This is a genomic window from Streptomyces sp. NPDC005805, assembly GCF_040630445.1.
In the GTDB taxonomy this organism is placed as follows: domain Bacteria; phylum Actinomycetota; class Actinomycetes; order Streptomycetales; family Streptomycetaceae; genus Streptomyces.
The window spans coordinates 1-17,722 of sequence record NZ_JBEXXN010000008.1 but is presented as its reverse complement, the minus strand read 5'-3'; the positions used below and the strand labels follow the sequence as shown (position 1 = coordinate 17,722).

Sequence of the window (17,722 nt, the reverse complement as noted above, 5' to 3'; positions counted from 1 at the left end):
GATCACGGGGCGCGCCCATGGAACCATCCCGGACGGGCGGCCCGGGGCCCTCGGGCGCGCGCCCGGGTGGCCGGTCGGGGCGGTCGGCCCGGCCACCCGGGCGGCCGGTCGGGGCGTGTCGACGACATTGCCGGCCGCGTCCAGCAGGGTCACCCGCGCGTCCTCCACGGTGCGCCCGTCCCCGGCGCGGACCGTGCCCCGCAACACCGCGCCGCCCGCCAGTTCGATGTCCTGCCGGGTCTCGCGGGAGGGCTGGACGCTGACCGGGTGGGCGGCCGGGCGGAAGGCGGGGGTCCGGCGGGGGCGTCACCGGCCGGTGCGGTCTCGTCCTTCACCAGCGTGCTGCCGCCCACGGAGCTGCCCCCCTCATCGCCTCACGTGCAGGGTGATCGCCCCGCACGCGAGGGTCATTCTTCGCATCACGCGCAAAGGGGGAGCAAGTCGGGCAGTGCGCCCCCGGACCGCCCAACAGGGCCGCGCGGGGGCGCACTTGGGGCGCTCATCAGGGGCTTTCCAGCCGGGGTGCACGCCGGTGGCGGGCGGACGGGGCGCCGCGAAACCACCCGCTCCGGTGAGGGGCGCGCACCCCGGGGCAACGCGCCCTGCGCCGCGCCGCACACGCCGGGAGCGCGCCGCCCACCCGGGACCCGGCGCGCCCCGCGCTCCCGTCAGCCCCGGGCGACGTGCGCCGCGAGGTTGGCGAGCAGCGCGTCGTAGATCCGGGCGAGGCCCTTGGGCGCGAAGGTCTTCTCGAAGAAGCCGCCGATGCCGCCCGCGCCGTTCCAGACGGTGGTGACGACGACGCGCGACTGCCCCTCCCCGGCCGGGGTGACCCGCCAGGTGGTGACCATCGAGGAGTTGCGGTCCTTCTCGACGAGTTCGCCGTCGGTGGGCTCGGTGACCTCCAGCAGGCAGTCGCGGATGCGCTTGCTGGTGGCCTGGAGCTTCCAGTGGACGAGGGTGCCCTCGCCGTCGCCGCCCTCGCGGACCTCGTACTCGCTGAAGTGCTCGGGGAGGACCTTCGCGCGGGTGCCCGCGTAGTCGGCCAGTGCGTCGAACACCGTCTCCGCGTCCGCCGGGATGATCCGTTCCGTGGTCGCCTCGACCTGCGCCATTCCTGTTCCTCCAGCACTCGCTCCAGCGGGTCGCCCCCAACCCAACCACCTCGCTCACCCCCGCCCAAATCCGCCTTGCATCGATCATGGGAACAGGTGTTCTATTCTGGGAACGGCGGTAACGAGGAGGCACACGATGCGCTGGGACAATCTGGCCGAAGGCCCCGCGGCGAGCGGGGACGGAGCCCTCTTCGGCACCTCCGCGGTGACCACCCGGACCTTCGACACCCCCGAGTTCCGGGGGATCACCTTCCACGAGGTCCGGGCCCGTTCGATCCTCAACCGGGTGCCGGGCGCCTCCCGGATGCCGTTCGAATGGACGGTGAACCCGTACCGGGGCTGCACCCATGCCTGCGTCTACTGCTTCGCCCGCAGGACGCACAGCTATCTGGACCTCGACACCGGTCTCGGTTTCGACTCGCAGATCGTGGTCAAGGTGAACGCCCCCGAGCTGCTGCGCCGCCAGCTCGCCTCCCGCCGCTGGCAGGGCGCGCACATCGCGATGGGCACCAATGTGGACTGCTACCAGCGGGCCGAGGGGCGCTACCGGCTGATGCCCGGCATCCTCGCGGCGCTGCGCGACCACGCGAATCCCTTCTCGATCCTCACCAAGGGCACCCTGATCCTGCGCGACCTCGATCTGCTGGTGCAGGCGGCACAGGTGACCGAGGTGGGCATCTCCGTCTCCGTCGGCTCCACCGACCGGGAGCTGTGGCGGACGGTGGAGCCGGGCACCCCCTCCCCCGAGCGGCGGCTCGACGTGGTGCGCACCCTCGCCGATCACGGGATCGGCTGCGGGGTCCTGATGGCCCCGGTGATCCCCTTCCTCGGCGACGGCCCCGAGCAGCTGCGGGAGACCGTCCGGGCCATCGCGGCGGCGGGCGCCACCTCGGTCACCCCGCTGGTACTGCATCTGCGGCCGGGGGCGCGCGAGTGGTTCATGGCCTGGCTGGGCGAGCACCACCCGCATCTGGTCGCGCGCTACGAGCGCATGTACGAGGGGGGCGCGTACGCCCCCACCTGGTACCAGCGCCGGATCACCCGGCGGGTGCACGAACTCGCCGCCGAGTACGGCATCGGGCCGTCCTCGCCCGGCGCCCACCGCACCCCGCGCCGGCCCGCCGCGTCCCCGGAGGCGGCGGAGGCGGCGGAGCCCGGGGCTACCCAGCTCACGCTGCTGTGACCGGTGTGCCACCAGGGGTCCGGGAAGCGTTCACACCACTCCGACGGCCGGTCCAGTAGCTTTTCTCAGTAGCGTGAACAAATCCGCGGGGCCAGGGTGGTGGCCACCGGTGCGGGGAGGGGCGCGGAGATGACGGTGAAGGTACGGGACATGGCCACGGCGGACTGCGCGGCGGTCGCCGCGATCAGAGTGGGCGGCCGGCGGCACGCGTACGCCGGGCTCGTGCCCCAGCCGTACCTGGACGGGATGGACACCGCGGCCGACGCGGCCCGCCACCACGCCTATCTGGCCGACGGCTCGGGCTCGGTGAACGTGGTGGCCGAGCAGCACGGCGAGGTGATCGGCTGGGCCTGCTTCGGCCCGTCCCGCTCCCCGGGCGCCGGTCCGGGCACCTGCGAGCTGTACGCGATCTACGTGCTGCCGGAGCGCATCTCCTCGGGCGTGGGCCACGCGCTGATGGCCGAGGTCACCGGTCGCGCCCGCGCCGCGGGCTTCGCGCGGATGGAGCTGTGGGTCCTGAAGGAGAACGCCCGGGCCCGGCGCTTCTACGAACGCGCCGGCTTCCTGCCGGACGGCACGGAGGAACCTTTCGACGTGGACGGGACGCCCGTCCCGGAGGTCCGCTACGCACGTCACCTGGCCTGAGCGCCCGGCCGGACCCGGCAGCCGGGAGGATGGGGGCATGACGAGAGGCCCTGGAGGGGGAAGCGCCGGCAGCCCCCCGCTGTACCAGCTCAAGGCGGAGTTCTTCAAGACGCTCGGGCACCCGGTGCGCATCCGCGTGCTGGAGCTGCTGAGCGAACGCGACCACGCCGTCTCCGAGATGCTCCCCGTGGTCGGCGTGGAGCCCGCACATCTGTCGCAGCAGCTCGCCGTCCTGCGCCGGGCGAACCTGGTGACCGCGCGGCGGGAGGGCTCGGCCGTGCACTACTCGCTGACCAGCCCCCGGGTGGCCGAACTGCTGCGGGTGGCACGGGGCATCATCGGCGGTGTGCTGGCGGGGCAGGCGGAACTGCTGGAGGACCTGCGGGCGGGCGGGGGCGGCCCCGGCACCGATCCGGAACGCTGAACCGAGCGGCCCCGGCCCGCGCCGTCACTTCTGCGCCTGCTCCCCCACGTAGAACAGCAGCCACACGAACCCCGCGAAGAGATGGGTCGCGAAGACGTACACGAAGACGCGCAGCATCACACCGCGCTCCTTCCAGCGCTCCAGGTCCCTCTCCGCGTCCTTCGCCCGCTCCGCTTCCGTCCGCTCCGCTTCGGCCATGGTGTCTCTCACTTCCTCGTCGGGACGGAGGGGTTCCCCGCCCCGGGCAGCAGTCCGGCCTCGTGCAGCCCGGACCGGGCGGCCGCGACGGCCTCGGCGGTGGTCGGGAACTCGCCGCCGGACGCCGCGAGGGCGCCGAGCACCCCGACGGAGCCGAGCACCCGCCGCTGTTCGGGCCGGATCCCGGACGCCATGACGACGACGCCGCGCCGGGCGAGCCGTTCGACGGCGTCCCTGAGGACGAGGGCGCCGGTCGCGTCGACGGTGAGGACCCGCGACATGCGCAGTACCACCACCCGTACGTCGGTGGCGGCCTCGGCCGGCTCCAGCAGGAAGCGGTGGGCGCCCGCGAAGAACAGGGGCCCGTCCAAGCGGTAGGCGACGATGTGCTCGGCGAGCAGCGCGTGTTCCTCCTCGGTGTGGTCCCCGGGCAGGGCGGGCCGCAGGTCCACCCGGTCCACGCGGGCCTGCCGGGCGACGGCGGCCAGGGCCAGCGCCCCGGCCACCAGCAGGCCGATGATCACCGCCTGGACCAGGTCGAGCAGGAGGGTGGCGAGGGCGGTCAGCACGAGGACGAAGGCGTCGGACCGGGTCGCCCGTGCCATGGCCCGCAGGGCGCCGACCTCGACCATGCGGACGGCGGTGGCCAGCAGCACCCCGGCCAGGGCGGCCAGCGGGATACGGGACACCAGCGGGGCGGCGGCGAAGACGACGACGGCGAGCACGGCCGCGTGCGAGAGCGCGGCGAGCCGCGAGGAGGCGCCGCAGCGGACGTTGACGGCGGTGCGGGCGATGGCCGCGGTGGCGGGGACGCCGCCGAACAGCGGGGCCGCGAGGTTGGCCAGCCCCTGTCCGAACAACTCCCGGTCGGGGTCGTGGCGTTCGCCGTCCGTCATGCCGTCGGCGACGGACGCGGAGAGCAGTGACTCCAGGGCGGCGAGGGCGGCCACCGCGACGGCGGGCGCGAGCAGCGGTCCGACGGCCGACAGGTCCAGGAAGCCGAGCGAGGGCGCGGGCAGTCCGGCGGGCAGCTCGCCGATCGGCCGCACCCCGTCGAGCCCGGCGAGGGGGACGACGGCCGTGGCCGCGGCGACGGCGAGGACGGAGAACGGGACGGTGGGACGCCGGTGGGCCCCGGCGAGCACGATCGCGGCCACGCCCAGGGCGACCGCGAGGGAGGCCCACGCGGGCGAGGCGGCGAAGTCCCGTACCGCGCGCCAGGCGACCACCAGCACCCGGTCGCCCTCGGGCGTGCTCACGCCCAGCGCGCCCGGGACCTGCTGGAGCGCGATGACGCCGGCGATGCCGAGGGTGAAGCCCTCGACGACGGGCGCGGGGATGTAGCGCACACAGCGTCCGGCGCGGAGCAGCGCGAGGGCGAGCAGCAGGACGCCGGCGAGCAGTCCGACGGTCAGCACCCCGCCGGGTCCGTGCTCGGCGACGATGGGCACCAGCACGACGGTCATGGCCCCGGTCGGGCCGGACACCTGGAGGTTGGAGCCGCCGAACACGGCGGCGAGCGCGCCCGCCACGACGGCGGTCGCGAGCCCGGCCTCGGCCCCGAGCCCGGAGGAGACGCCGAAGCCGAGCGCGAGCGGCAGGGCGACGACGGCGACGGTGAGCCCGGCGAGCAGGTCGCGCTTCGGGTCGCGGCGGGCGGCGTCGAGGTCGGCCCGCCCCGGCAGCAGCGGCCGGACCCGGCCCCAGGCCCGTGCGGCGGCCCCGCTCACCGCCCTGCCCCCACGGCCCGCCCGGCCGGGTGCTCCTCGGGGGCGGCGGGGAGGTCGCCGGTGCCGCGCAGTTCGGCGAGGAGTTCGCCCTGGCCGGTGAGGACCTCGGTGAGGATGCGCCGGGCGGCGCGCATCAGGTCGGCGACGTCGCCGCCGGCAAGTGCGTAGACGACGGTCGGGCCCTCGCGGCGGGAGACGACGATGCCGGAGCGGCGCAGGACGGCCAGTTGCTGGGAGAGCGCGGGGGCCTCCACCCCGATGGCGGCGAGCAGCCGGTGCACGGGCTGCGGGCCGTCCTGGAGGAGTTCGAGGACACGGATGCGCACGGGGTGGCCGAGCATCCGGAAGAAGTCGGCCTTGGCCTGGTACAGCGGCACCGGCACGTCGGTGGTCTCCTCTCTCGCCTCTCCGCCGCGTCTGCGCTCTTCGCCGCACGGGTCCGGAGCACGGTCAGCGGGTTAAGCATGTAGTGAATTGCGAAATTCTGCAATTAACGAAGCCGTGCGGGCCCCGGGAGACCCGGGGCCGAGGGGACCCTCAGCCCTCCAGCCGGGCCAGCGCGGCCGACGCGGCCGCGGCCAGCCGGGGGTGGGGCAGCGCCGCGCGGACGGCCGGGGCCGTCTCCCGGGCGCCGAGGGCGCCCAGGCCCTCCACGCAGGCGAGCGCCACCCGCCAGTGCGCGTCCCCGGGGGCGAGGCGGCGGCCGAGGACGGTGGCGAGGGCGGGGGCCGACTCCGGGGCGCGCAGGCGGGTCAGCAGCCGGATCGGGGTGAGGGCGTAGGCGACGCGGAGTTCGTTGGTCGCCAGGGCGGCCGCGGCGCGCGGGGTGCGCGGGTCGGCCAGGAGGTAGAGCGCGTGGGCTGCGGAGACGCAGCGCTCGGGGTCGCGGTGGTTGAGGAGGAGGACCAGGGACTCGAAGGCGCGCCGGTCCCCGGCGCAGCCGAGGCGGAAGGCCGCCAGCTCCCGTGCCCACAGGGGCTGTTGCGGCTCGGTGAGGACGCCGGCCAGCTCCTCGCGGTCGCCGGTGGTCAGCAGCCGCTCGCAGGCGGGCCCGCCGCCCGACTCCTCGCGTAACCGGTGTGCGAGCGACCGCAGTTCCTCGTCCATGGCGCCAGGCTAGCGGCGCGGTGGGCGACGCAGATCACATCCGGCGGCTTCCGCACGGGGCTGGCGCGCTCAATACCCGCGAGTTAACCTCATGTGAGCGGGTCAACCCCGCGCCCCGCAGCGGCCTGGTGACGCAGCCGCACGCGGGGGCTGGTCGGTTCGGCAGTTCTGCCGTGCAGTACGACGTGACTGGGGACAGAGTCCGTCGGCTCTTGTGAACGCTCGCGCGCCCCGCGCCGCCCGGTGTCCCTCGCACCGGGTCCACGGCGCCGGTGCCGGGCCCGTCGCGCTCCCTCGCGCGCTCCCCTCAGCCGTCACTCACTCTGGAGTCCCGTGATGGACACCCCTCTCCACACCGTCGCCGTGGTCGGCCTCGGCACCATGGGCACCGGCATCGCCGAGGTCCTGGCCCGGGCAGGCCGCGAGGTCATCGGCATCGACGTCAGCGATGCCGCCGCCCGCCGGGCCACCGCCGCCCTGGAGGCGTCCACCGCCCGTGCCGTGGACCGCGAGCGGATCACCGAGAAGGAGCGCGGCGACGTCCTGGCGCGTTTCCGCACCTTCACGGAGCTGCGGGCCGCGGCCGACGCCGACCTGGTCATCGAGGTCGTGCCCGAGTCCTACGAGATCAAGCAGCTGGTCTTCCGCGAGCTGGACGCGGTGGTCCGCCCCGACACCATCCTCGCGACCGGCACCAACGCCCTGTCGGTGACCCGGCTGGCCGCCGAGTCGCAGCGCCCGGAGCGGGTGCTCGGCCTGCACTTCTTCAACCCGGCCCCGGCGATGAAGCTGGTCGAGGTGGTCTCCTCGGTGCTGACCTCGCCCGCCGCCGTGGAGTCGGTGACCTCCCTCGCCCGGGAGCTGGGCAAGGAGCCGGTCGCGGTCGGCGACCGCCCGGGCTTCGTCGCGGACGGCCTGCTGTTCGGCTACCTCAACCAGGCGGCGGCGATGTACGAGTCGCGGTACGCCTCCCGCGAGGACATCGACGCGGCGATGAAGCTGGGCTGCGGCCTCCCGATGGGCCCCCTCGCCCTGCTCGACCTCATCGGCATCGACACCGCCCGCACGGTCCTGGACGCGATGTACGCCTCCTCCCACGACCGCCTGCACGCCCCCGCCCCGATCCTCGGCCAGCTCGCCGAGGCGGGCCTGACCGGCCGCAAGGCGGGCCGCGGCTTCTACACCTACGCCGAGGCGGGCTCCGCCGAGGTGGTCCCGGACGCGCTGACGCCGCTGCCGGGCACGGCGGGCACCGCCGCGCCCCGCGAGGTGGCCTCGGTCGGCGTGGCCGGCTCGGGCACCATGGCGAGCGGTATCGCCGAGGTCTTCGCCAAGGCGGGCTACGACGTGGTGCTCGCCGCGCGCAGCGCGGAGAAGGCGGAGAACGCCAAGGCCCTGATCGCGAAGTCGCTGGCCCGTTCGGTCGCCAAGGGCCGGCTGACCGAGGAGGCCCGGGACGCGGTGCTCGCCCGGATCACCCCGGCCGGTTCGCTGGACGCCTTCGCCGGGGTCGACCTGGCCGTGGAGGCGGTGGCCGAGGACCTGGAGATCAAGCAGCAGCTCTTCCAGACCCTGGACAAGGTCTGCAAGCCGGGCGCGGTGCTCGCCACCACGACCTCCTCGCTGCCGGTGATCGCCTGCGCCCGCGCGACCTCGCGCCCGCAGGACGTGATCGGGATGCACTTCTTCAACCCGGCCCCGGCGATGAAGCTGGTCGAGATCGTGCGCACGGTCCTGACCTCGGACGAGGTCCACGCCACGGTCCGCGGGGTCACGGAGAAGGTCCGCAAGCACCCGGTGGACTGCGGCGACCGGGCCGGGTTCATCGTCAACGCGCTGCTCTTCCCGTACCTCAACAACGCGATCAAGATGGTCGAGGAGCACTACGCCTCGCTGGACGACATCGACGCGGCCATGAAGCTGGGCGGCGGCTACCCGATGGGCCCGTTCGAACTCCTCGACGTGGTCGGCCTGGACGTCTCGCTCGCCATCGAGAAGGTGCTGCACCGGGAGTTCCGCGACCCGGGCCTCGCTCCGGCGCCGCTGCTTGAGCACCTGGTGGCCGCGGGCTGCCTGGGCCGCAAGACGGGCCGGGGCTTCCGCGAGCATGCCCGTCGCTGATCACGGCGCGGGGTGGGGCGGGCTGCTCGGTCCGGGCGGCCCGCCCCGGGCACCGGCGGACGACGGAGGCGGCCCGCGGGAGCGTGAGGGGCCGGGGATGGAGTACGTTCAAGTCATGCCGCAGCCTGCTGATCCCGCCGTCCGCCGTCCCGTCCGCGCCGGTTCCGTCCCCGACGCCGGCGAGAGCGCGGCAGGGTCGAAAGCCGCCGCGCAGCGGCTGCGGATGCGCCGTGAACTGGCCGCGGCGGCCATGGAGTTGTTCGCGACCAAGGGCTACGAGGCCACCACGGTCGACGAGATCGCGGCGGCGGCCGGGGTCGCCCGCAGGACCTTCTTCCGCCACTTCCGGTCCAAGGAGGAGGCGATCTTCCCGGACCACGACGACACCCTGGTCCGCGCGGAGGCCGTGCTGAACGCGGCCCCGCCCCACGAGCACCCGCTGGACACGGTGTGCCGGGGCATCAAGGAAGTCATGAAGATGTACGCGGCGGCCCCCTCGGTCTCGGTGGAGCGCTACCGCCTCACCCGCGAGGTGCCCACCCTCCGGGAGCGCGAGATCGCCTCGGTGGCCCGCTACGAGCGCCTGTTCACCCGCTATCTGCTGGGCCACTTCGACGAGCGGGACCACCACGACGGCAACGACGACCCGCTGCTGGCCGAGGTGGCCGCCTCCGCGGTCGTCACGGCCCACAACCACGTCCTGCGCCGCTGGCTGCGCGCCGGGGGCCAGGGGGACGTGGAGGCGCAGCTCGACCACGCCTTCGCGATCGTCCGGGACACCTTCGGCACCGGGATCGGGGCGGGCCGCAAGGCGGGGCAGCACCCCGCCGAGCCGGCCCCCGTGGCGGCGGCGGTGCGCTCCGAGGGCCCGGAGGGCGAGGTCCTGGTGGCGGTGGCGCGCACGGACGCGCCGCTGACCGAGGTCATGCGCACGATCGAACAGGCCCTCAAGGAGGCCTGACCCCGCTCCTGGGATCCGTTCCCGCACCCCGCCGATGGCCACCCGATTCGGGTGGCCATCGGCCGTTTCGCACCCCTTTTTCCAGCCGCTCACAGGCGACCGCGATCGATCATCGCTCATATGTGTCCAGTGGATTGCATCTGAGAGAAATTCTTGGCACGGAGTGTCTTGCGGGCTGGCACGGGGTGCCATACGTTGATGTTGTCCGGGCGGCCGGCGTGCAGAGCACACTCGTACGCCGGCTGTCCCAGCAACCCTCCGCGGTTGCCCCGCCCGGACGCCTGCGTCACAGGCATCCCCGCGCACACCAGCGCCGCCAGAAGCACCACCGCCGAACCGACGGCACACCTCCACAGCAGCACCGCGTACGACCCGCCCCTCGGCGTCCCCTGGGGCGCTCCCCTCCCCCGGTCCCTCCCGGGGGCATCCTGGAGGCAACACCGTGAAGGACATCCTGGACGCGATCCAGTCTCCGGAGGCCACCTCCGCGGACTTCGCCGCTCTGCCGCTCCCCGAGAGCTACCGCGCGATCACCGTGCACAAGGACGAGACGGAGATGTTCGCGGGCCTGGAGACCCGCGAGAAGGACCCGCGCAAGTCGATCCACCTGGACGACGTGCCGGTCCCGGAACTCGGCCCCGGCGAGGCCCTCGTCGCCGTGATGGCCTCCTCCGTCAACTACAACTCCGTGTGGACCTCGATCTTCGAGCCGCTCTCCACCTTCGGGTTCCTGGAGCGCTACGGCCGGCTCTCCGAGCTGACCAAGCGGCACGACCTGCCGTACCACGTCATCGGCTCCGACCTGGCCGGCGTCGTCCTGCGCACCGGACCGGGCGTCAACGCCTGGAACCCCGGTGACGAGGTCGTCGCGCACTGCCTCTCGGTCGAGCTGGAGTCCTCGGACGGCCACAACGACACGATGCTCGACCCCGAGCAGCGCATCTGGGGCTTCGAGACCAACTTCGGCGGCCTCGCCGAGATCGCGCTCGTCAAGTCCAACCAGCTGATGCCGAAGCCCAAGCACCTGAGCTGGGAGGAGGCGGCGGCCCCCGGCCTGGTCAACTCCACCGCGTACCGCCAGCTGGTCTCCCGCAACGGCGCCGGGATGAAGCAGGGCGACAACGTCCTCATCTGGGGCGCCAGCGGCGGACTCGGCTCCTACGCCACCCAGTTCGCCCTCGCGGGCGGCGCCAACCCCATCTGCGTGGTCTCCTCGCCGCAGAAGGCGGAGATCTGCCGGTCCATGGGCGCCGAGGCGATCATCGACCGCAACGCCGAGGACTACAAGTTCTGGAAGGACGAGCGGACCCAGGACCCGAAGGAGTGGAAGCGCTTCGGCAAGCGCATCCGCGAGTTCACCGGCGGCGAGGACATCGACATCGTCTTCGAGCACCCCGGCCGCGAGACCTTCGGCGCCAGCGTCTACGTCACCCGCAAGGGCGGCACCATCACCACCTGCGCCTCCACCTCGGGCTACATGCACGAGTACGACAACCGCTACCTGTGGATGTCGCTCAAGCGCATCATCGGCTCCCACTTCGCCAACTACCGCGAGGCGTGGGAGGCCAACCGCCTGATCGCCAAGGGCAAGATCCACCCCACGCTCTCCAAGGTCTACTCCCTGGAGGAGACCGGGCAGGCCGCGTACGACGTCCACCGCAACCTCCACCAGGGCAAGGTCGGCGTCCTCGCGCTGGCCCCCGAGGAGGGTCTGGGCGTCAGCGACCCCGAGCTGCGGGCGAAGCACATCGACGCCATCAACCGCTTCAGGAATGTCTGAGGTCCACCGATGACCGAGCGCAAGAAGGACCGGCCCTGGCTCATGCGGACGTACGCCGGCCACTCCACGGCCGAGGCGTCCAACGAGCTGTACCGGCGCAACCTCGCCAAGGGCCAGACGGGTCTGTCGGTGGCCTTCGACCTGCCGACCCAGACCGGTTACGACCCCGACCACATCCTCGCCCGCGGCGAGGTCGGCCGGGTCGGCGTGCCGGTCTCCCATCTGGGCGACATGCGCCGGCTGTTCCAGGACATCCCCCTGGAGCAGATGAACACCTCGATGACCATCAACGCCACCGCCATGTGGCTGCTGGCGCTGTACCAGGTGGTCGCCGAGGAACAGGGTGCGGACATCACCAGGCTCCAGGGCACGACGCAGAACGACATCGTCAAGGAGTACCTGTCGCGCGGGACGCACGTCTTCCCGCCCGGTCCCTCGCTGCGCCTGACCACCGACATGATCACGTACACGGTGGCCAACATCCCCAAGTGGAACCCCATCAACATCTGCAGCTACCACCTGCAGGAGGCCGGGGCCACCCCGGTGCAGGAGATCTCGTACGCGATGTCCACCGCGATCGCGGTGCTCGACGCGGTGCGCGACTCCGGCCAGGTCCCGGCCGAGCGGTTCGGTGACGTGGTCGCGCGCATCTCGTTCTTCGTGAACGCGGGCGTCCGCTTCATCGAGGAGATGTGCAAGATGCGCGCCTTCGGCCGCATCTGGGACCGGGTCACCCGTGAGCGGTACGGCATCGAGAACGACAAGCAGCGCCGCTTCCGCTACGGCGTCCAGGTCAACTCCCTGGGCCTGACCGAGGCCCAGCCGGAGAACAACGTCCAGCGGATCGTCCTGGAGATGCTGGCCGTCACCCTCTCCAAGGACGCCCGCGCCCGGGCCGTCCAGCTCCCCGCCTGGAACGAGGCGCTGGGCCTGCCCCGGCCCTGGGACCAGCAGTGGTCGCTGCGCATCCAGCAGGTCCTCGCGCACGAGAGCGACCTGCTGGAGTACGAGGACATCTTCGCCGGCTCGCACGTCATCGAGGCCAAGGTGGACGCCCTGGTCGAGGAGTGCCTGGCCGAGATGGCCCGCATCGAGGAGATGGGCGGCGCGATGGCCGCCGTCGAGTCCGGCTACCTCAAGTCGCAGCTGGTCTCCTCGCACGCGGAGCGCCGGGCCCGGATCGAGGCGGGCGACGAGAAGATCGTCGGCGTCAACATCTTCGAGACGACCGAGGACAACCCGCTCACCGCGGACCTGGACACGGCGATCATGACCGTGGACCCGGCGAACGAGGCCCGGGTCGTCGCCAAACTGCACGAGTGGCGGGTGGGACGCGACGAGTCCCGTGCCGCCGAGTCCCTCGCGGCGCTGAAGAAGGCCGCGGCGGGCACCGAGAACCTGATGGCGGCCACCGTCGAGTGTGCGCGTGCGGGCGTCACCACCGGCGAGTGGGCCTGGGCGCTGCGTGACGTCTTCGGCGAGTTCCGTGCGCCGACGGGCGTCAGCAGCGCCCCGGTGGCCGTCACGGCGGAGGCCGGCACCCCACTGGCCGTCGTCCGTGAGAAGGTCGCCCGGACGGCCGAGGAGCTCGGCACCGGGCGGCTGCGCCTCCTGGTGGGCAAGCCCGGTCTGGACGGGCACTCCAACGGCGCCGAGCAGATCGCCGTACGGGCCCGCGACGCCGGCTTCGAGGTGGTCTACCAGGGCATCCGGCTCACCCCGGAGCAGATCGTCTCCGCCGCCCTCGCGGAGGACGTGCACTGCGTGGGCCTGTCGATCCTCTCCGGCTCGCACGCCGAGCTGGTCCCCGATGTGCTGGACCGCCTCCGTGAGGCGGGCGCGGGGGACATCCCGGTGATCGTGGGTGGCATCATCCCCAACGCCGACGCCGTCTCCCTCAAGGCGGCCGGCGTGGCCGCCGTCTTCACGCCGAAGGACTTCGGCATCACGGAGATCATCGGCCGTATCGTCGACGAGATCCGCCAAGCGAACAAGCTCAGCCCCCTTGAAAGTACGGAGGTCCCCGCATGAGCACGCCCGTGCACCCGGTCAACCGCCTGCGCCCGCGGCGCTCCTGCCTGGCCGTGCCCGGCTCGAACCCGCGGTTCCTGGAGAAGGCCCAGGGCCTCCCCGCCGACCAGGTCTTCCTGGACCTGGAGGACGCCTGCGCGCCCCTCGCCAAGCCGGACGCGCGCCACACCATCGTGAAGTTCCTCAACGAGGGCGACTGGACCGGCAAGACGCGCGTGGTGCGGGTCAACGACTGGACCACCCACTGGACCTACCGGGACGTCGTCACCGTGGTCGAGGGCGCCGGCCCGAACCTCGACTGCATCATGCTGCCGAAGGTGCAGGACGCCCAGCAGATCGTGGCGCTGGACCTGCTGCTCACCCAGATCGAGAAGACCATGGGCTTCGAGGTCGGCCGCATCGGCATCGAGGCGCAGATCGAGAACGCGCAGGGGCTCAACAACGTCAACGCGATCGCCCAGGCGTCCCCGCGGGTGGAGACCATCATCTTCGGCCCGGCCGACTTCATGGCCTCCATCAACATGAAGTCCCTGGTCGTCGGCGAGCAGCCGCCGGGCTACCCGGCCGACGCCTACCACTACATCCTGATGAAGATCCTGATGGCCGCCCGCGCCAACGACCTCCAGGCGATCGACGGCCCCTACCTCCAGATCCGCAACATCGACGGCTACCGCGAGGTCGCCCAGCGGGCCGCCGCGCTCGGCTTCGACGGCAAGTGGGTGCTGCACCCCGGTCAGGTCGAGGCGTCCAACGAGATCTTCTCGCCCTCCCAGGAGGACTACGACCACGCCGAACTGATCCTGGACGCGTACGACTACTACACGTCCGAGGCGGGCGGGAAGAAGGGCTCGGCGATGCTCGGCGACGAGATGATCGACGAGGCCAGCCGCAAGATGGCGCTGGTGATCTCCGGCAAGGGCCGGGCCGCCGGGATGCGGCGCACCAGCACGTTCGAGATCCCGGAGGCCTGAGCCATGCAGTTCGGACGCACCTACGAGGAGTTCGAGGTCGGGGCCGTCTACAAGCACTGGCCCGGGAAGACGGTCACCGAGTACGACGACCACCTCTTCTGTCTCCTGACCATGAACCACCACCCCCTCCACATGGACACCAACTATGCGGAGAAGACGACGGACTTCGGGAGGAACGTCGTCGTGGGCAACTACATCTACTCGCTGCTGCTCGGCATGTCGGTGCCGGACGTCTCCGGCAAGGCCATCGCCAACCTGGAGATCGAGTCGCTGCGGCACGTGGCGCCGACCTTCCACGGCGACACGATCTACGGCGAGACCACGGTCCTCGACAAGACCCCGTCGAGGTCGAAGAACGACCGCGGCATCGTCTACGTCGAGACCAAGGGCTACAAGCAGGACGGCACCCTGGTGTGCGTGTTCCGCCGCAAGGTGATGGTCCCCACCGAGACGTACATCAAGGAGCGGGGCGGGGAGCAGCCCGGCCGGCCGGAGCTCGTCGAGCCCCCGAAGAAGGCGGAGAAGTAGTCATGGCGCGACTCGCCCAGACCCACGGTCTGACCGATGTGCAGCAGGAGATCCTGGCCACGGTCCGGGACTTCGTCGACAAGGAGATCATCCCGGTCGCGACGGAGCTGGAGCACAAGGACGAGTACCCGACCGAGATCGTCGAGGGCCTGAAGGAACTCGGCCTGTTCGGGCTGATGATCCCGGAGGAGTACGGCGGCCTGGGTGAGTCCCTGCTCACCTACGCGCTGTGCGTGGAGGAGATCGCCCGCGGCTGGATGTCGGTCTCCGGCATCATCAACACGCACTTCATCGTGGCGTACATGCTCAAGCAGCACGGCACCCAGGAGCAGAAGGACACCTTCCTGCCGCGGATGGCGCTGGGCGAGGTGCGGGGCGCCTTCTCGATGTCGGAGCCGGGCCTCGGCTCGGATGTGTCGGCCATCACGTCCAAGGGTGTGAAGGACGGTGACGAGTACGTCCTCAACGGCCAGAAGATGTGGCTGACGAACGGCGGCACGTCGACTCTGGTGGCGGTTCTGTGCCGGAGTGACGAAGGACACCCCGAGGGGACCGCGCCCCACAAGTCGATGACGACCTTCCTGGTGGAGAAGGAGCCCGGTTTCGGTGAGGTCCGGCCCGGACTGACCATCCCCGGGAAGATCGACAAGATGGGCTACAAGGGGGTCGACACCACCGAGCTCATCATGGACGGACTGCGCATTCCGGCCAATCGGGTCCTCGGCGGGACCACCGGCCGGGGCTTCTACCACATGATGGACGGTGTCGAGGTCGGCCGGGTGAATGTCGCCGCCCGTGGCTGCGGTGTCGCGCAGCGTGCCTTCGAGCTGGGTGTGAGCTACGCCCAGCAGCGCCACACCTTCGGCAAACCGATCGCCGCCCACCAGGCGATTCAGTTCAAGTTGGCCGAAATGGCCACCAAGGTCGAGGCCGCACATGCCATGATGGTGAACGCGGCACGCAAAAAGGACTCCGGGGAGCGAAACGACCTGGAGGCAGGGATGGCGAAGTACCTCGCCTCCGAGTACTGCAAGGAAGTCGTCGAGGACGCCTTCCGTATCCACGGCGGCTACGGCTTCTCCAAGGAGTACGAGATCGAGCGCCTCTACCGCGAGGCGCCGATGCTGCTGATCGGCGAAGGTACCGCCGAGATCCAGAAAATGATCATTGGCCGCCGGCTGCTGGAAGAGTACCGAGCGCAGGGCTGAATGTCGGATTCGGGTCGGTAACGGCCGGAAGATGATCACACCCTGTCATCATCTTCCGGCCGTCGACTCGGCTTCTGGCTTTCCCAGTTGCGGGTCGTAACCGATAACATCGATCGGAAAGCCGCCGTCCCCCGTTGCCAGCGCGGCATCATCCGCTACGAAGGTCATCCATGCCCCACAGCCAAACCTCTGCATCTCGCGACAGCCTCCGTGGCGTACGTATCGCTCGCGGAGCATCGCCGTGGCTTCTGCCGACCGTCGCCACCGCCGCACTCAGCCTGGCCCGTTCGCGCCGCTCCCGGCGCGCCGCGGCCCTGGCCGTGCCCGCCACCGCGCTCGCGGCGGGCATGCTCTGGTTCTTCCGTGACCCGGAGCGTGAGATCGCCCGGGGCCGGGTCATCTCGCCGGCCGACGGCGTGGTGCAGAGCATCATGCCGTGGAAGGACGGGCGCACCCGCGTCGCGATCTTCATGAGCCCGCTCAACGTTCACGTCAACCGCGCGCCGCTGGCCGGCACGGTGACGTCCGTGGAGCATGTGCCCGGTGGCTTCGTTCCCGCCTTCAACAAGGAGAGCGAGAACAACGAGCGTGTCGTCTGGCACTTCGACACCGAGCTCGGCGACATCGAGATGGTCCAGATCGCCGGCGCGGTCGCGCGGCGCATCGTCCCCTACATCCCGCAGGGCACCAAGGTCGAGCAGGGCGACCGCATCGGCCTGATCCGCTTCGGGTCGCGCGTCGACATCTACCTTCCGGAGGGTGTGGACGTCGCCGTCGAGGTCGGACAGACCACGACCGCGGGGGTGACTCGCATTGACCGTGATTGATCCCGACACACAGGCGTCGAACTGGACCGAGGACGGCGAGGACGACGCGGAGGAGATGCCGCTCAGTCTGCGTCTGTCGATAGCGGACACCCTCACCCTCGGCAACGCGACGTGCGGTTTCATGGCGGTGTACTTCACCACCACCGGCATCCTCATCCCGCACCTCCAGGGCAGCCAGGAGACCGGCATGGCGCGGCACAGCGCCGCGACCGCCGTGATCCTGATGCTGCTCGCGGCGATCTTCGACCTCTGCGACGGGCTCGTGGCGCGCAAGCTGCGGTCCTCGCCGATGGGCGCGGAGCTGGACAACCTCTCCGACCTGATCAGCTTCGGCCTCGCGCCGGCGTACTTCGTGCTGGTCTACGGGATGGTCGCCGACGACGCCCACCAGCGGGTCTCGGCGGTCGCCGCGATCGTGGTGCTGCTGGCGGTGGTGCTGCGGCTCGCGAGATTCTCGTGCGTGTCCGTGAAGGACGGCATGTTCCAGGGCATGCCGAGCCCCTTCGGGGCGCTGACCGTGGTCTCGATCGTCCTGCTCGAACTGCCGTTCATCCCGACGCTGCTGGCGATCATCGGCACGGCGTGGCTGATGGTGAGCCGGGTCGAGTACCCGAAGCCGCGGGGTGTCCTCGCGGTGGCGATGCTCGGCTGGATCGTCTCGGCGATGGGCATGCTGGCGGCCTGGGCCTTCGACGCGCCGGGCGGGCAGGTGCTCCTCCAGACGGGCTGCGCCCTCCAGATCGTGATGGCGGCGACGATTCCGCTGTTCGCGACGGCTCGTCGCGTGAACACGTTCCGCGACAACCGTCGCGAGAGCCGCGCGGCCCGCGCGGCACAGTAGGACCGGATAGGGGTGGGGCCGGCGCGAGGCGCGGGTCGAAGTAGGACGGCAG

Annotated in this window: 17 protein-coding genes; 12 read left to right on the top strand and 5 right to left on the bottom strand. The window is 71.6% G+C overall.

Going from position 1 to position 17,722, the window contains the following annotated elements; all coding sequences use genetic code 11:
• Window positions 1–668 precede the first annotated feature (668 nt).
• Window positions 669–1,115 (bottom strand): SRPBCC family protein, encoded by a 447-nt coding sequence (locus ABZ457_RS06945; RefSeq protein ID WP_359154723.1) that lies wholly within the window; start codon window positions 1,113–1,115, stop codon window positions 669–671.
• Between the two features lie 136 nt (window positions 1,116–1,251).
• On the opposite strand from ABZ457_RS06945, the gene ABZ457_RS06940 reads away from it, so the two are divergent.
• The 3 genes from ABZ457_RS06940 to ABZ457_RS06930 all read left to right on the top strand — a co-directional run bounded on the left by ABZ457_RS06940 (window position 1,252) and on the right by ABZ457_RS06930 (window position 3,367).
• Window positions 1,252–2,298: an Rv2578c family radical SAM protein gene (locus tag ABZ457_RS06940; protein ID WP_359154721.1), complete on the top strand. Its 1,047-nt coding sequence runs from the start codon at window positions 1,252–1,254 to the stop codon at window positions 2,296–2,298.
• A 129-nt stretch (window positions 2,299–2,427) separates the two neighbouring features.
• Window positions 2,428–2,943, top strand: coding sequence for a GNAT family N-acetyltransferase (locus ABZ457_RS06935; RefSeq protein ID WP_359154719.1), 516 nt, complete (start codon window positions 2,428–2,430; stop codon window positions 2,941–2,943).
• A gap of 37 nt (window positions 2,944–2,980) precedes the next feature.
• Window positions 2,981–3,367, top strand: coding sequence for a metalloregulator ArsR/SmtB family transcription factor (locus ABZ457_RS06930; protein ID WP_359154717.1), 387 nt, complete (start codon window positions 2,981–2,983; stop codon window positions 3,365–3,367).
• A gap of 24 nt (window positions 3,368–3,391) precedes the next feature.
• Here ABZ457_RS06930 and ABZ457_RS06925 read toward each other — a convergent pair whose 3' ends face one another.
• The 4 genes from ABZ457_RS06925 to ABZ457_RS06910 form a co-directional block, all read right to left on the bottom strand.
• On the bottom strand, window positions 3,392–3,565 hold the full coding sequence (locus tag ABZ457_RS06925; RefSeq protein WP_359154715.1) for a DUF6126 family protein: 174 nt from the start codon (window positions 3,563–3,565) through the stop codon (window positions 3,392–3,394).
• 8 nt (window positions 3,566–3,573) lie between these two features.
• Window positions 3,574–5,295, bottom strand: a complete 1,722-nt coding sequence (locus tag ABZ457_RS06920) for a SulP family inorganic anion transporter (RefSeq protein WP_359154713.1) — start codon at window positions 5,293–5,295, stop codon at window positions 3,574–3,576.
• The gene (locus tag ABZ457_RS06915) at window positions 5,292–5,678 is read right to left on the bottom strand and encodes a metalloregulator ArsR/SmtB family transcription factor (protein ID WP_359154711.1); all 387 of its coding nucleotides are present in this window, start codon (window positions 5,676–5,678) and stop codon (window positions 5,292–5,294) included. Before ABZ457_RS06915 ends, ABZ457_RS06920 begins: the two co-directional genes overlap by 4 nt.
• Before the next feature lie 154 nt (window positions 5,679–5,832).
• Entirely contained in the window at window positions 5,833–6,402 is a 570-nt protein-coding gene (locus ABZ457_RS06910) for an adenylosuccinate lyase (protein WP_359154709.1), read from the bottom strand.
• Window positions 6,403–6,738: 336 nt separating this feature from the next.
• Here ABZ457_RS06910 and ABZ457_RS06905 point away from each other — a divergent pair, with 336 nt between their 5' ends.
• From ABZ457_RS06905 to pssA, 9 genes are all read left to right on the top strand, one after another.
• The gene (locus ABZ457_RS06905) at window positions 6,739–8,523 is read left to right on the top strand and encodes a 3-hydroxybutyryl-CoA dehydrogenase (RefSeq protein WP_359154707.1); all 1,785 of its coding nucleotides are present in this window, start codon (window positions 6,739–6,741) and stop codon (window positions 8,521–8,523) included.
• A 97-nt stretch (window positions 8,524–8,620) separates the two neighbouring features.
• The gene (locus ABZ457_RS06900; protein ID WP_359154704.1) at window positions 8,621–9,484 is read left to right on the top strand and encodes a TetR family transcriptional regulator; all 864 of its coding nucleotides are present in this window, start codon (window positions 8,621–8,623) and stop codon (window positions 9,482–9,484) included.
• A gap of 442 nt (window positions 9,485–9,926) precedes the next feature.
• Complete coding sequence (ccrA, locus tag ABZ457_RS06895; protein WP_359154702.1) at window positions 9,927–11,264, top strand: crotonyl-CoA carboxylase/reductase; 1,338 nt, start codon at window positions 9,927–9,929, stop codon at window positions 11,262–11,264.
• Between the two features lie 9 nt (window positions 11,265–11,273).
• Complete coding sequence (locus ABZ457_RS06890) at window positions 11,274–13,295, top strand: protein meaA (protein WP_359154700.1); 2,022 nt, start codon at window positions 11,274–11,276, stop codon at window positions 13,293–13,295.
• Window positions 13,292–14,266: a CoA ester lyase gene (locus ABZ457_RS06885; protein WP_359154698.1), complete on the top strand. Its 975-nt coding sequence runs from the start codon at window positions 13,292–13,294 to the stop codon at window positions 14,264–14,266. The genes ABZ457_RS06890 and ABZ457_RS06885 overlap by 4 nt, the downstream gene beginning before the upstream one ends.
• 3 nt (window positions 14,267–14,269) lie before the next feature.
• Window positions 14,270–14,794 carry a MaoC family dehydratase gene (locus tag ABZ457_RS06880; protein ID WP_359154696.1) on the top strand — a complete coding sequence of 175 codons (525 nt, stop codon included), beginning with the start codon at window positions 14,270–14,272 and terminating at the stop codon, window positions 14,792–14,794.
• A gap of 2 nt (window positions 14,795–14,796) precedes the next feature.
• The gene (locus ABZ457_RS06875) at window positions 14,797–16,002 is read left to right on the top strand and encodes an acyl-CoA dehydrogenase family protein (protein WP_359154694.1); all 1,206 of its coding nucleotides are present in this window, start codon (window positions 14,797–14,799) and stop codon (window positions 16,000–16,002) included.
• A gap of 170 nt (window positions 16,003–16,172) precedes the next feature.
• A complete protein-coding gene (locus tag ABZ457_RS06870) occupies window positions 16,173–16,829 on the top strand; it encodes a phosphatidylserine decarboxylase (RefSeq protein ID WP_359154692.1) in 657 nt (218 codons plus the stop codon).
• Window positions 16,822–17,670 carry a CDP-diacylglycerol--serine O-phosphatidyltransferase gene (gene pssA, locus ABZ457_RS06865; RefSeq protein ID WP_359154925.1) on the top strand — a complete coding sequence of 283 codons (849 nt, stop codon included), beginning with the start codon at window positions 16,822–16,824 and terminating at the stop codon, window positions 17,668–17,670. The genes ABZ457_RS06870 and pssA overlap by 8 nt, the downstream gene beginning before the upstream one ends.
• The last annotated feature ends 52 nt before the right edge of the window (window positions 17,671–17,722 follow it).

Excerpts from the sequence above, each read along its gene's own strand:
- ABZ457_RS06900 (WP_359154704.1), top strand. The coding sequence starts at position 8,621 with ATGGAGTACGTTCAAGTCATGCCGCAGCCTGCTGATCCCGCCGTCCGC.
- ABZ457_RS06945 (WP_359154723.1), bottom strand. The coding sequence starts at position 1,115 with ATGGCGCAGGTCGAGGCGACCACGGAACGGATCATCCCGGCGGACGCG.
- ABZ457_RS06940 (WP_359154721.1), top strand. The coding sequence starts at position 1,252 with ATGCGCTGGGACAATCTGGCCGAAGGCCCCGCGGCGAGCGGGGACGGA.
- ABZ457_RS06885 (WP_359154698.1), top strand. The coding sequence starts at position 13,292 with ATGAGCACGCCCGTGCACCCGGTCAACCGCCTGCGCCCGCGGCGCTCC.
- ABZ457_RS06910 (WP_359154709.1), bottom strand. The coding sequence starts at position 6,402 with ATGGACGAGGAACTGCGGTCGCTCGCACACCGGTTACGCGAGGAGTCG.
- ABZ457_RS06880 (WP_359154696.1), top strand. The coding sequence starts at position 14,270 with ATGCAGTTCGGACGCACCTACGAGGAGTTCGAGGTCGGGGCCGTCTAC.
- ABZ457_RS06890 (WP_359154700.1), top strand. The coding sequence starts at position 11,274 with ATGACCGAGCGCAAGAAGGACCGGCCCTGGCTCATGCGGACGTACGCC.
- ABZ457_RS06875 (WP_359154694.1), top strand. The coding sequence starts at position 14,797 with ATGGCGCGACTCGCCCAGACCCACGGTCTGACCGATGTGCAGCAGGAG.
- ABZ457_RS06925 (WP_359154715.1), bottom strand. The coding sequence starts at position 3,565 with ATGGCCGAAGCGGAGCGGACGGAAGCGGAGCGGGCGAAGGACGCGGAG.
- ABZ457_RS06905 (WP_359154707.1), top strand. The coding sequence starts at position 6,739 with ATGGACACCCCTCTCCACACCGTCGCCGTGGTCGGCCTCGGCACCATG.
- ABZ457_RS06935 (WP_359154719.1), top strand. The coding sequence starts at position 2,428 with ATGACGGTGAAGGTACGGGACATGGCCACGGCGGACTGCGCGGCGGTC.
- ABZ457_RS06870 (WP_359154692.1), top strand. The coding sequence starts at position 16,173 with ATGCCCCACAGCCAAACCTCTGCATCTCGCGACAGCCTCCGTGGCGTA.
- ABZ457_RS06930 (WP_359154717.1), top strand. The coding sequence starts at position 2,981 with ATGACGAGAGGCCCTGGAGGGGGAAGCGCCGGCAGCCCCCCGCTGTAC.